At 59.1% G+C, this 12797-nt stretch carries 9 protein-coding genes; 5 read left to right on the top strand and 4 right to left on the bottom strand.

Annotation, left to right across the window (positions count from 1 at the left end):
* Nucleotides 1-78 precede the first annotated feature (78 nt).
* The 4 genes from MC50_RS15025 to MC50_RS15010 all read left to right on the top strand — a co-directional run bounded on the left by MC50_RS15025 (nucleotide 79) and on the right by MC50_RS15010 (nucleotide 5538).
* Nucleotides 79-1596, top strand: coding sequence for a carbohydrate porin (locus MC50_RS15025; RefSeq protein ID WP_032696475.1), 1518 nt, complete (start codon nucleotides 79-81; stop codon nucleotides 1594-1596).
* A gap of 136 nt (nucleotides 1597-1732) precedes the next feature.
* Complete coding sequence (locus MC50_RS15020) at nucleotides 1733-3103, top strand: sucrose-specific PTS transporter subunit IIBC (RefSeq protein WP_032689082.1); 1371 nt, start codon at nucleotides 1733-1735, stop codon at nucleotides 3101-3103.
* A complete protein-coding gene (locus MC50_RS15015; protein ID WP_047664283.1) occupies nucleotides 3103-4503 on the top strand; it encodes a sucrose-6-phosphate hydrolase in 1401 nt (466 codons plus the stop codon). Before MC50_RS15020 ends, MC50_RS15015 begins: the two co-directional genes overlap by 1 nt.
* A 30-nt stretch (nucleotides 4504-4533) precedes the next feature.
* On the top strand, nucleotides 4534-5538 hold the full coding sequence (locus MC50_RS15010; RefSeq protein ID WP_032696477.1) for a LacI family DNA-binding transcriptional regulator: 1005 nt from the start codon (nucleotides 4534-4536) through the stop codon (nucleotides 5536-5538).
* 854 nt (nucleotides 5539-6392) lie between these two features.
* On the opposite strand, the gene licT is transcribed toward MC50_RS15010, so the two are convergent.
* The 4 genes from licT to MC50_RS14990 all read right to left on the bottom strand — a co-directional run bounded on the left by licT (nucleotide 6393) and on the right by MC50_RS14990 (nucleotide 11671).
* Complete coding sequence (licT, locus tag MC50_RS15005) at nucleotides 6393-7232, bottom strand: BglG family transcription antiterminator LicT (RefSeq protein ID WP_047664281.1); 840 nt, start codon at nucleotides 7230-7232, stop codon at nucleotides 6393-6395.
* The gene (locus MC50_RS15000) at nucleotides 7229-8653 is read right to left on the bottom strand and encodes a glycoside hydrolase family 1 protein (RefSeq protein WP_032696479.1); all 1425 of its coding nucleotides are present in this window, start codon (nucleotides 8651-8653) and stop codon (nucleotides 7229-7231) included. The genes licT and MC50_RS15000 overlap by 4 nt, the downstream gene beginning before the upstream one ends.
* Nucleotides 8650-10530: a beta-glucoside-specific PTS transporter subunit IIABC gene (locus tag MC50_RS14995; RefSeq protein WP_032696480.1), complete on the bottom strand. Its 1881-nt coding sequence runs from the start codon at nucleotides 10528-10530 to the stop codon at nucleotides 8650-8652. Before MC50_RS14995 ends, MC50_RS15000 begins: the two co-directional genes overlap by 4 nt.
* 211 nt (nucleotides 10531-10741) lie before the next feature.
* Nucleotides 10742-11671, bottom strand: a complete 930-nt coding sequence (locus MC50_RS14990; protein WP_032689091.1) for a LysR substrate-binding domain-containing protein — start codon at nucleotides 11669-11671, stop codon at nucleotides 10742-10744.
* Nucleotides 11672-11878: 207 nt separating this feature from the next.
* On the opposite strand from MC50_RS14990, the gene MC50_RS14985 reads away from it, so the two are divergent.
* Entirely contained in the window at nucleotides 11879-12793 is a 915-nt protein-coding gene (locus MC50_RS14985) for a branched-chain amino acid ABC transporter permease (protein ID WP_223306665.1), read from the top strand.
* The last annotated feature ends 4 nt before the right edge of the window (nucleotides 12794-12797 follow it).

Below are 12797 nucleotides of genomic sequence, written 5' to 3'. Positions count from 1 at the left end.
GTCATGTTTAACATAGCGCCTAAACCGGTTTAGCAAAAAACACAATAATGTCAATTTTACGTTTGGGATGCGACCTACATGTATAAAAAAAGCACACTCGCGGTTGTTATTACTTTGCTAACCGGCGCGGCCTCAGCTCATGCGCAAACGGACCTCAGCAGTATCGAAGCCCGTTTGATCGCCCTGGAAAAACGCCTGCAGGATGCGGAAAACAGGGCTCAAACCGCGGAAAACCGCGCCGAGTCGGCGGAGAAAAAAGTCCAGCAGCTCACCACGCAGCAGCAAAAAACGCAGGACACGACCCAGCAGGTCGTTCAACGCACCGCTAACCTGGAGAAAAAAGCCGACGAAAAAAGCGGGTTTGAGTTCCACGGCTACGCCCGTTCCGGCGTCATAATGAATGACTCCGCCGCCAGTACCAAATCCGGCGCCTATATGACACCGGCGGGGGAAACCGGCGGAGCCATCGGCCGTCTGGGGAACCAGGCCGACACCTATGTCGAAATGAATCTCGAACATAAGCAGACCCTGGATAACGGGGCAACAACGCGCTTCAAGGTGATGGTGGCCGACGGTCAAACCACCTACAACGACTGGACGGCAAGCAGCAGCGATTTGAACGTGCGCCAGGCCTTCGTTGAGCTGGGCAATCTGCCCACCTTCGAGGGTCCCTTCAAAGGTTCAACCCTGTGGGCCGGGAAACGTTTCGACCGCGACAACTTTGATATTCACTGGGTCGACTCCGACGTGGTATTCCTCGCCGGGACCGGCGGCGGTATCTATGACGTGAAGTGGAACGACAGCCTGCGGAGTAACTTCTCATTATACGGACGCAACTTCGGCGATATTGATGATTCGAGCAATAGCGTGCAGAACTACATCCTCAGCATGAACAACTTCATCGGCCCGGTGCAGGTGATGGTCAGCGGGATGCGGGCGAAAGATAATGACGAGCGTAAAGATACCAACGGTAATCTGGTCAAAGGCGATGCGGCGAATACCGGGGTGCATACGCTGCTCGGTTTGCACAACGACAGCTTTTACGGCCTGCGTGAAGGGCTCAGCAAAACCGCCCTGCTCTATGGCCACGGGCTAGGGGCCGAAGTGAAAGGCGTCGGTTCCGACGGCGGATTGCGCCCGGGAGCAAATACCTGGCGCTTCGCCAGCTACGGCACCACGCCGCTCAGCGAGAACTGGTTTATCGCCCCGGCGGTACTGGCGCAGAGCAGTAAAGATCGCTATGTCGATGGCGACAGCTACCAGTGGGCGACGCTCAACCTGCGTCTGATTCAGGAGATCACTCAAAACTTCGCCCTGGCTTACGAAGGTACCTACCAGTACATGGATCTCAAACCCGAAGGCTACAACGACCGCCATGCGGTGAACGGTAGTTTCTATAAACTCACCTTCGCCCCCACCTTTAAGGTCGGTAGCATCGGCGATTTCTTCAGCCGCCCGGAGATCCGTCTCTACACCTCGTGGATGGACTGGAGCAAAAAACTGGATAATTACGCCAGCGATGATGCGTTAGGCAGCAGCGGTTTTAAATCCGGCGGCGAATGGTCGTTCGGTATGCAAATGGAAACCTGGTTCTGACGGTTAACGCCTGATGCCAGAAAAACCGGGGCGGCGGCATGCCGGCCCTCGTCCCGGACACAATAACGACGCAGAGACTGCGCCCCCGTAAACCCGGGACCACAACACGAAAATTATTACGCATTCAGAGGGTACTATGGATTTTGAACAGATTTCCCGCTCGCTGCTTCCACTTCTGGGAGGCAAGGAAAACATCGCCAGCGCCGCACACTGCGCCACGCGCCTGCGTCTGGTGCTGGTCGATGATGCGCTCGCCGACCAGCAGGCTATCGGCAAAATTGAAGGCGTAAAAGGATGTTTTCGCAACGCCGGACAGATGCAGATTATTTTTGGCACCGGGGTGGTGAACAAAGTGTACGCCGCTTTTATTCAGGCCGCTGGCGTCGGCGAATCCAGCAAGTCGGAAGCCGCCAATATCGCGGCGAAAAAGCTTAATCCGTTCCAACGTATTGCCCGCCTGCTGTCGAATATCTTCGTACCGATTATTCCGGCTATCGTTGCCTCCGGTCTGCTGATGGGCCTGCTCGGCATGGTAAAAACCTACGGCTGGGTCGACCCGAGCAACGCTATCTACATTATCCTGGATATGTGCAGCTCCGCGGCGTTTATTATTCTGCCGATCCTGATTGGCTTTACCGCCGCCCGCGAATTTGGCGGCAACCCTTACCTCGGCGCGACGCTCGGCGGCATTCTGACCCACCCGGCGCTCACCAACGCCTGGGGCGTGGCCGCCGGTTTCCATACCATGAACTTCTTCGGCCTTGAGATTGCGATGATCGGCTATCAGGGTACGGTGTTCCCGGTGCTGCTGGCGGTGTGGTTTATGAGCATTGTTGAGAAGCAGCTGCGCCGCGTCATCCCCGACGCGCTGGACCTGATCCTGACCCCGTTCCTGACGGTGATTATTTCCGGTTTTATCGCCCTGCTGATTATCGGTCCGGCGGGCCGCGCGCTGGGCGACGGCATTTCATTCGTGCTCAGCACGCTGATTACCCACGCCGGCTGGCTGGCCGGACTGCTGTTTGGTGGTCTCTATTCGGTTATCGTGATTACCGGTATTCACCACAGCTTCCACGCTATCGAAGCCGGACTGCTGGGTAACCCGTCCATCGGCGTCAACTTCCTGCTGCCGATTTGGGCGATGGCCAACGTCGCTCAGGGCGGAGCCTGTCTGGCGGTGTGGTTTAAAACCAAAGATGCCAAAATCAAAGCCATTACCCTGCCATCAGCGTTTTCCGCCATGCTGGGCATCACCGAAGCGGCGATTTTTGGTATCAACTTACGCTTTGTGAAACCGTTTATTGCAGCGCTGATCGGCGGCGCGGCGGGCGGCGCGTGGGTGGTCTCCATGCATGTCTACATGACTGCGGTCGGCCTGACGGCCATTCCAGGTATGGCAATCGTGCAGGCCAGTTCACTGCTGAACTACATTATCGGGATGGTCATCGCCTTCGGCGTTGCCTTTGTCGTCTCCCTGCTGCTGAAATACAAAACGGACGCGGAATAATGTCACTTCCATCACGCCTGCCTGCGATTTTGCAGGCCGTAATGCAGGGCCAGCCGCGTGCGCTGGCCGATAGCCACTATCCCCGCTGGCACCATGCGCCGGTCACCGGGCTGATGAACGACCCCAACGGCTTTATCGAATTTGCCGGGCGCTACCACCTGTTCTATCAGTGGAATCCGCTCGCCTGCGATCATACCTTCAAGTGCTGGGCGCACTGGAGCTCGGCCGATCTGCTGCACTGGCAGCATGAACCGATTGCGCTGATGCCGGACGAAGAGTATGACCGCAACGGCTGCTACTCCGGCAGCGCGGTGGATAACAACGGGACGCTGACTCTGTGCTACACCGGCAACGTCAAGTTTGCAGACGGCAGCCGGACCGCCTGGCAGTGCCTGGCGACGGAAAATGCCGACGGCACCTTCAGCAAAACCGGCCCGGTCCTGCCGCTGCCGGAGGGCTATACCGGCCACGTGCGCGACCCGAAAGTGTGGCGGCATGAAGACCGCTGGTACATGGTTTTAGGCGCACAGGATCGGCAAAAATGCGGCAAGGTGCTGCTGTTCAGCTCTGCGGACCTCTCTCAATGGACCAACGAAGGCGAAATCGCCGGCGCCGGTATCAACGGACTGCACGATGCCGGTTACATGTGGGAGTGTCCGGACCTGTTCCCGCTTGGCGACCAGCATATTCTGATTTGCTGCCCGCAGGGGATTACCCGCGAGAAAGAGCGCTACCTCAACACTTATCCGGCGGTGTGGATGGCCGGCGGCTTCGACTACGCCAGCGCCGCCTTCACGCACGGCGAGTTGCACGAGCTGGATGCCGGGTTTGAGTTCTACGCCCCGCAAACCATGCAGACAACCGACGGCCGCCGGCTGCTGGTTGGCTGGATGGGCGTCCCGGACGGCGAGGAGATGCGCCAGCCGACGCGGGCCAACGGCTGGATCCACCAAATGACCTGCCTGCGCGAACTGGAGTGGGTGGACGGCAAACTCTATCAGCGCCCGCTGCGCGAACTGAGCGCCCTGCGCGGCGAAGTCAGCGGCTGGCAGGGCAACGTTCTGCCGCTGGCGCCGCTGGAGATAGCCCTCGATACCGCCGGTGACGACGCGTTTAGCCTCGATTTCGGCGGCGCGTTGACCCTCGAGCGCGATACCCGCGGCCTTCGTCTGGCGCGGCGCAGCCTCGCCAGCGACGACATGCTCTATCGCTACTGGCGCGGCGAGGTTCGCTCGCTGCGGATCTTCGTCGACCGGTCGAGCGTGGAGATTTTCATTAACGACGGCGAAGGGGTAATGAGCAGCCGCCTCTTCCCGGACTATCCGGCACAGCTGATTTTCAGCGGCGCGACGCCGGTAACATTCTGCTACTGGTCGCTGGAGCCATGCATGGTAGAATAAGCGTTTTAAATTCAGGCGCATGTTGTCGTGATGAAAACCAAACGCGTTACCATTAAAGATATCGCCGAGCTGGCGGGTGTCTCGAAAGCCACCGCCAGCCTGGTGCTGAACGGTCGTGGCAAAGAGCTACGCGTGGCGCAGGATACCCGCGAGCGCGTGCTGGCGATTGCGCGCGAACAACATTATCAGCCCAGTATTCACGCCCGCTCGCTGCGCGATAACCGCAGCCACACCATCGGTCTGGTGGTGCCTGAAATCACCAACTACGGATTTGCCGTCTTCTCTCATGAGCTGGAAATGCTCTGCCGCGAGGCGGGCGTTCAACTGCTGATCTCCTGTACCGACGAAAACCCCGGCCAGGAAACCATGGTGGTCAATAATATGATTGCCCGCCAGGTTGACGGGCTGATCGTCGCCTCCTGTATGCACAACGACGCCGATTACCTCAAGCTCAGCGAACAGCTGCCGGTGGTGCTGTTTGACCGCTGTCCCAGCGACAGCACGCTGCCGCTGGTGATGACCGACTCCATCAGCCCGACGGCGGATCTGATTTCCCGCATCGCGCCTCAGCATCGCGACGAGTTCTGGTTTCTCGGCGGGCAGCCGCGTCTGTCGCCCTCCCGCGATCGTCTGGCAGGATTTACTCAGGGGCTGGCAAACGCCGGTGTCGAACTGCGTCCCGAGTGGGTGATTAACGGCAACTATCATCCGAGCTCCGGCTACGAGATGTTCGCCGCCCTCTGCGCGCGTCTCGGGCGGCCGCCAAAGGCGCTGTTCACCGCCGCCTGCGGTCTGCTGGAAGGGGTGCTGCGCTATATGAGTCAGCACCATTTACTGGATTGCGATATTCATCTGGCGAGCTTTGACGATCACTATCTCTACGATTCGCTGTCGCTGCGTATCGACACCGTCCAGCAGGATAACCGTCAGTTGGCCTGGCACTGCTACGATCTGATAAGCCAGCTGATCGACGGCAACACGCCTGAGCCGCTACGGCGCTACCTGCCCGCGACGCTGCAGATTCGGCATCGTTGAAATGACGCGGCATCGGATGTGTCGAAGCGACGACTTTCGTCGTCTGAGACTGATGACCAACCCGTTTTAGACACCGTGCTCGCATTTTTGCCGGGTAGCGGCTAGCGCCTTACCCGGCCTACAAAACCCCTAATATCCACAGGCTATGCGTTTTCCGTAGGCCCGCGCAAGCCACGCGCCGCCGGGCGGTTCCGGAAAAGCGCATGTTGTCATCCATCGGTGACGACTTTCGCCGTCTGAGACTGATGACCAACCCGTTTTAAACATCGTGCTCGCATTTTTGCCGGGTGGCGGCTAGCGCCTTACCCGGCCTACAAAACCCCTAATATCCGCAGGCTATGCGTTTTCCGTAGGCCCACGCAAGCCACGCGCCGCCGGGCGATTCCGGAAAAGCGCATGTTGTCAGCCATCGGCGACGACTTTCGTCGTCTGAGACTGATGACCAACCCGTTTTAGACACCGTGCTCGCATTTTTGCCGGGTGGCGGCTAGCGCCTTACCCGGCCTACAAAACCCCTAATATCCGCAGGCTATGCGTTTTCCGTAGGCCCGCGCAAGCCACGCGCCGCCGGGCGATTCCGGAAAAGCGCATGTTGTCAGCCATCGGCGACGACTTTCGTCGTCTGAGACTGATGACCAACCCGTTTTAGACACCGTGCTCGCATTTTTGCCGGGTGGCGGCTAGCGCCTTACCCGGCCTACAAAACCCCTAATATCCGCAGGCTATGCGTTTTCCGTAGGCCCGCGCAAGCCACGCGCCGCCGGGCGATTCCGGAAAAGCGCATGTTGTCAGCCATCGGCGACGACTATCGTCGTAAGGACAAAAAGGTAATGCGCCCTATGCATAGAACACACTTACGCATCGAGGCCGCTAATCCGCACCAGATGCACGGTAAGCCACAGCAGCTCGTTGCCGCCGAGGGTGATATCGAGCTGGGCCTTAACGTAATCGCGGATCCGCAGCGCGCAGCGGTAAGCGTCCGGATACTCCTTAATCACCTGCACCAGCAGAAAACTGTCCCGCGCGCCGTCCAGCTCCCCCTCCTGTAAACGCTGGAGGAAAAACTGCATATGGATCAGAAAGCGCGAGTAGTTAATCGATCCGGTGTCTATCTGCTGCTTAAAGTGGTACTGCACGAGATTAAAAATATCCTTCAGCATCTTCACCGACTGCATGGTCTGCGCCACGTCGTCGCCCTCGCTCTGGCCGTTAACCAGATGAAACGCGATATTCCCGGCCTCCTCTTCCGGCAGTTCAATCCCGTACTGCTGGCGAATAATCGTCACCGCTTCGCTGGCGACGCGGAACTGCTGCGGATAGAAACGCCTCACTTCCGGCAGCAGACGGTTTTGAATGGCGATCCCTTTGCGGCTGCGCTCGATGGCGAAGGTCAGGTGGTCGGCGAGGGTCAAGAAAATCTGCTCGCGAACCTTGCTGGCAAGCTGCATATTGGCGCGGGAAATAATCATCGCCGCCATTTCGATGACCTCGTCCGGGATGGCGGAGAGCGCCTCGAGATAGCCGCTGCGCGCGCCGAGCGCCTGGGTCACGAATAGCTTCTCGATCTTCTCCGGGGCAATCTCATCCCCGGGTCGGCTGTTGAAGCCAATGCCTTTCCCCATGACGATAACCTCCCTGCTATCGTCATCCATAGAGAGCACCAGGCTATTATTGAGCACCTTCTGAACAATCATCTCTGCGACTCATCGTGGTTGCCGTTTTGCGCGATGACATCCTTATACCACCAGAAGCTGCGTTTGCGGATCCTTTGCAGGCTCTTCAGGTCATCCTCACCGCGATCGACATAAATAAAACCGTAGCGCTTGGCGTATCCCTGATGGGTGCTGACCACGTCAATTGCCGCCCACGGGCAGTAGCCCATCAGCTCGACGCCGTCGGCAATCGCCAGCCGCATTTGCTCAATATGCGCCTGTAAGAAGGCGATGCGGTAATCGTCATTCACCGTCCCGTCATGCTCGAGCTTATCCGGCGCGCCCATGCCGTTTTCGCTAATCAGAATTGGCAGGCCGTAGCGCTCGCACACTTTGCGCAGCGTCAGGCGCAGCCCCACCGGGTCGACGACCCAGCCGTAGGGGGTTTTGCCGACCCACGGGTTTTCCGCCGGGCGATAAACCCCCTCTTCGCCCAGCATAATTTGCTGGTCACCCGCGCGGGGCGCAACGTCTGCGCCATCGCCCCGACTGGCGGCAATGGTAGCGGTGGAGTAGTAGTTAATGGCGATAAAGTCCGGCCGCCCCTGCTGCAAAATCAGCGCATCTTCTGGCTGCAGTTCCGGCGCGAGGCCGCGGTCCTGCATGTAGGCCCACGCCAGGGCGTTGTAGCGGCCATGCACCGCCACATCCAGAAAGCTCCAGCAGCGCAGCGTCTCCCAGTTATGCGCGGCGATGGCATCCTCCGGTTTACAGCTTTCGGCGTACATCGACGTGGTGTTTATCGCCGGGCCGATGCGCAGCCCGGGGAACTCGCGGTGGCACAGGGCGAAGATCTGCGCCTGGGCCAGCATCATATGATGATTCTGCTGGTACAGCGCCTTCTTATCCGGCAGTTCACGATCGGCGGGCACGCCAATCGCCCCGGGATGGAGGATCATGGTGTTCTGTTCGTTAATGGTCAGCCAGAGCGGAACTTTGGCGGCAAACTCGCTGAACAGCAGCCGGGCATAGCGCACGAACGCCTCCCCGGTTTTGCGGTTCAGCCAGCCGCCTTTGAGCTCCAGCGCCCACGGCAGGTCGAAGTGGTAGAGCGTCACGATGGGAGTGATCCCGTGGCGGGTCAGGGCGTCGATCAGGCGGTGATAAAAGGCCAGCCCGCCCGGATTCACCGGGCCGTCGCCGTCAGGTATCACCCGCGACCAGGCCAGCGAAAAGCGGTAGGCCTTCAGCCCCATTTGCGCCATCAGCGCGACGTCCTCTTCCACGCGATGATAATGGTCGCTGGCGATGCGGAAGTCCGCCGTTCCCGGCGGATGGCTGAGCATGTCGACTACCGACGGTCCTTTACCGTCTTCATTCCACGCGCCCTCAACCTGATAGGCCGAGGTGGACGCGCCCCACAGAAAACCGTCCGGGAACCGGGCCTGCTGTTGATAGATCATGCCTGCGCCTCCTTAGCGGATTGCACCATCAGCGGTTCGCCGTAATCCACCTGCGCGGCGGCGGTGAGGCGCAGAGCGTGCTGTTCATCGCCGTTGACCACAATCACCGGCGTAATCAGGTCATACCCGGCCTGTTCGATGGCGGGAATATCAAAGCGGATCAGCGCCTGCCCCGACTCTACTCTATCGCCGACCTTCAGCGTCGAGCTAAAGTGCTGGCCGTTAAGATTAACGGTATCAATACCGATATGGATCAGCAGCTCCAGACCGCTGTCGCTCTGCAGACCAACAGCGTGGCAGGAAGGCAGAAACATCATCACCGTGCCGCTAAACGGCGCGCGCAGGACTCCTTCCTCGGGACGAATCGCCAGCCCCTCGCCCAGCAGACCGCCGGAGAAAACGTCATCGTTCACTTCACTGAGCGCCACCACCTGACCGCGCAGCGGGCTTAATACTTCAGTTTCCCCCTCGCTTTTGGCGCTGACCGCAGGCTGCGGCGCCTCGCCCACCTCTTCTTGTTCCTCAGGAACATCTTTGAAGGCGATAAACCAAGTCAGGGTAAAGGTCACCACGATGGAAATCGCGCAGGTCACCAGCGCATGGACGATGTTCATCGGGTTTTCGCCGATAAACGCCGGCAGCGCCGCAAGACCTGGCGAGACAAAGGCGTAGCGCACCAGCCCGCTCACCCCGGCATAGACCCCAGCGCAGCCGCCGCCGATCATCGCGGCAATCAGCACCCGGCGGAACTTGAGCAGCACCCCGTACAGCGCCGGTTCGGTGATCCCCAGCAGCGCGGTAAAGCCCGATGAAGAGGCCAGCTGGCGCAGGTTGCTATTTTTGGTTTTCAGCGCCACGCACAGCGTCGCCGCGCCCATCGCCACGTTTGAGGCCAGCATCCCCGGGCCGTTAATCATCTCGTAACCGCTTTTACTCAGCTGACCGGTGGCGATCGGCGTCATCGCCCACGCGGTACCGGTAATAATCAGGAAGGGCTGCAGGGTGCCCATCAGCATCGGGATCAACCAGCTGGCGTGGCGGTCGATAGCGCCCGCCCCGGCGGCGACCAGGTCGTTAAGCAAAATGCCCGCCGGGCCGACCACCACCAGCGCCAGCGGCGCGGTAATCAGCAGAATCAGCATCGGCTTAACGAAGAATTTGATAATCGATGGCGACACTTTTTCGGCAAAACGCTCCACCCACGACATCAGCCACACGGTCAGAATGATCGGCAGCACCGAACCGGCATAATCGGAAAGCAGGACGTTGATACCGACAAAATCGACCGCTTTACCGGCCGCCAGCATCTGGCCGATGCCCGGATGCAGCAGCACGCCGGCGAGGGTCATCGCCAGAATCGGATTGCATTCAAACTTCAGCGACGCGCCGTAGGCCAGCAGTACCGGCAGGAAGAAGAAGGCGGCATCGGCAATAATATTCAGCAGCTGATACGTCGAGCTGGTTTCGCTAATCACCCCCGTGAGCTTGAGAATGGCCAACAGCGCTTTAATCATCCCCGCGCCGGTAATCGCCGGGATCACCGGGGTGAAGGTGGTCGAAATGACGCTGATAACCCGCGCGACGATGCCGGTCGGCCTGGCGTTTTTGTCGCCGCTGGTCGGGCTTTTCTTCTCCGGCAGGGCCTTATGGAGCAGGCGATAAACCTGCTGCACCTCATTGCCGATAACAATCTGGAACTGGCCGCCCTTCTCCACCACGCTGATCACGCCGGGGATGGTGCCAATCTGCGCATCGTTAACCCTGGCGCGGTCGTTGAACTCCATGCGTAGCCGGGTCGCGCAATGGGTGAGCATGCGGATATTCTCCGCACCGCCCACCGCGTGGAGGATTTTGTCTGCTGTTTGGTTATAGTTCATAGTGTTCCCTGGTGTTGGGGCAAAAAAAAAGACCAAAACAGAGACGCTCCCCTTGGCGGGAGAGCATTTCTATTTTGGTCTTGCCTGCTTTCGCAGTAGCACGCCATCATAAAAATGGGTTATTTCGGCGGATTATCTAAGCGTCCCTGCTCAATGACAACGGCGACCGGGCAAAAGTGTGAGCTGGATTAAGTAAATTCTTAAGTGAAGATCACCCGAGGGCCTGCTGACGCAGCCAGCTCTGTAAGAGCTTGCCGTTGGGGGTCATCTCGCTATCCTGACGCACGCAGAGATAGTAATCCCGGCCATCATCTATTGCCGCAGCGAAGATTTTCACCAGCTCGCCGCTCTTCAGATAGGGAGCGATCAGCGGCTCGCGCATCAGCGCACAGCCCAGCCCGGCCTGTACCCCCGCCAGGGTCAGCAGGCCATCTTCAAACAGCGGCCCCGTCGAGCGCGGCGGGCGTTTAACCCCCTGCTGCACAAACCACTGGTTCCATGTCGTGCGCTCCTCGTCGTGCAACAGCGGCATCTGCAACAGCTGCTCCGGGGTATCAATATGCCCGTGCAGGCGCAAAAAAGCCTGGCTGCATACCGGCACCATTTTGCCGGAAATCAGCTTTTCGCTTTGATAGCCCACCCAGTGACCGTTGCCAAAGCGGATCGACATATCGGAAGCATCGCTAAGGTAGTTGCGGTGGTTGGCGTAAACCACGTTGATTTCGGTATGCGGATTGGCGTGCATGAACGACGGCAGACGGGGAATAAACCAGCCCATACCAAACAGCGGGATCAGGCTGATCGTCACCTGCTGGGTTTGCACCTGATCGACCAGATGTTCGGTCGCCTGCCGCAGCACGTTAAACGCCGCGCGGATCGAGCGATAATACTCCCGCCCCTGCTGGCTGAGAGTCAGCCGCCGCCCCTGGCGTTCGGTAAGCGGGATCTGCAAATAGCCTTCCAGCACCTTCAGCTGGTGGCTGACCGCCGAGGGTGAAATCGCCAGCTCCTGCGCCGCCAGGGTCACGCTGCCGAGGCGTGCGATCGCCTCGAAGGCGCGCACCGCCCGCAGCGGCGGATCGTTGGCTAACGTACTCTCCGACCAGCTAACCGGCCCCTCTGACTGTTCTGTTTTTTTCATATGTTGATTTTCTTAGCGTATTTCACGACTCGATGCTTTATTTAATTATATTAAAAATCATAAAGATAGTTAAAAACGCATTTATCATAAGAAAGAATATATGCGTATTTTACAATTTAATTCATTTGTTGGATGGTAGCTATTATTTGAGCATCTTGTCGGAAGAACCAGTTGGACACACTCATACAACAAATAATCAACGGGGTCATGCTCGGCAGCATCTACGCCCTGATCGCGCTCGGCTACACCATGGTGTATGGCATTCTGCGCATTATTAACTTTGCCCACGGCGATATTCTGATGGTCGGCGCGTTAACCACCCTTTCCGGGATGAACGCGCTGAATGCCCATTTCCCCAATCTGCCGCCGCTGGCGCAGCTGGGGCTGGCGCTGCTGCTGGCCATGGCGGTGTGCGCCCTGCTGGCGATGGCGATCGAGCGCTTTGCCTACCGCCGCCTGCGCAACGCCCCGCGCCTGGCGCCGCTGATCTCCGGGATCGGCGTCTCGGTACTGCTGCAAACCGTGGCGATGATCGTCTGGTCGCGCAATCCGCTGATGTTCCCGCAGATCCTGCCCATGGATCCGATCGCCGTGACCCACGGCAGCGCAGCGCATCCTCCGGCTCTCGTTACCGTCACCGGTATCGTCACCGTCGCGCTGGCCCTCGCGGTGATGCTCGGCCTGTGGCTGCTGGTGGAGTACACCCGCTTAGGTCGCGGTATGCGCGCGGTAGCGGAAAATCCACGCATCGCCACGCTGATGGGGGTTAACCCCAACGCGATTATCATCCTGACTTTCGCCATCGGCGGCGTATTCGCCGCGCTGGCTGGCGTGATGATGGCCAGCAACTACGGCAGCGCCGGCTTCTCTATGGGCTTTCTGCCCGGCATTAAGGCTTTTACCGCCGCGGTGCTCGGCGGCATCGGTAATATTCGCGGCGCGATGGTCGGCGGCCTGCTACTGGGCCTGATCGAATCCCTGGGGGCCGGCTATCTCGGCGACCTGACCCACGGCGTCTTTGGCAGCAACTACCAGGATATCTTCGCCTTTATGGTACTGATTCTGGTGCTGGTCTTCCGCCCGGCCGGTTTGCTCGGCGAACGCGTCGCGCACCGGGCCTAGGAGA

Origin of the sequence: Klebsiella planticola, from assembly GCF_000783935.2 — a bacterium.
In the GTDB taxonomy this organism is placed as follows: domain Bacteria; phylum Pseudomonadota; class Gammaproteobacteria; order Enterobacterales; family Enterobacteriaceae; genus Klebsiella; species Klebsiella planticola.
Note: the sequence above shows the minus strand (reverse complement) of the source record. Positions and strands in the feature narration are given on the sequence as shown.

Excerpts from the sequence above, each read along its gene's own strand:
- MC50_RS14995 (WP_032696480.1), bottom strand. The coding sequence starts at position 10,530 with ATGAACTATAACCAAACAGCAGACAAAATCCTCCACGCGGTGGGCGGT.
- MC50_RS14985 (WP_223306665.1), top strand. The coding sequence starts at position 11,879 with ATGCTCGGCAGCATCTACGCCCTGATCGCGCTCGGCTACACCATGGTG.
- MC50_RS14990 (WP_032689091.1), bottom strand. The coding sequence starts at position 11,671 with ATGAAAAAAACAGAACAGTCAGAGGGGCCGGTTAGCTGGTCGGAGAGT.
- MC50_RS15015 (WP_047664283.1), top strand. The coding sequence starts at position 3,103 with ATGTCACTTCCATCACGCCTGCCTGCGATTTTGCAGGCCGTAATGCAG.
- MC50_RS15020 (WP_032689082.1), top strand. The coding sequence starts at position 1,733 with ATGGATTTTGAACAGATTTCCCGCTCGCTGCTTCCACTTCTGGGAGGC.
- licT (WP_047664281.1), bottom strand. The coding sequence starts at position 7,232 with ATGATTGTTCAGAAGGTGCTCAATAATAGCCTGGTGCTCTCTATGGAT.
- MC50_RS15000 (WP_032696479.1), bottom strand. The coding sequence starts at position 8,653 with ATGATCTATCAACAGCAGGCCCGGTTCCCGGACGGTTTTCTGTGGGGC.
- MC50_RS15010 (WP_032696477.1), top strand. The coding sequence starts at position 4,534 with ATGAAAACCAAACGCGTTACCATTAAAGATATCGCCGAGCTGGCGGGT.
- MC50_RS15025 (WP_032696475.1), top strand. The coding sequence starts at position 79 with ATGTATAAAAAAAGCACACTCGCGGTTGTTATTACTTTGCTAACCGGC.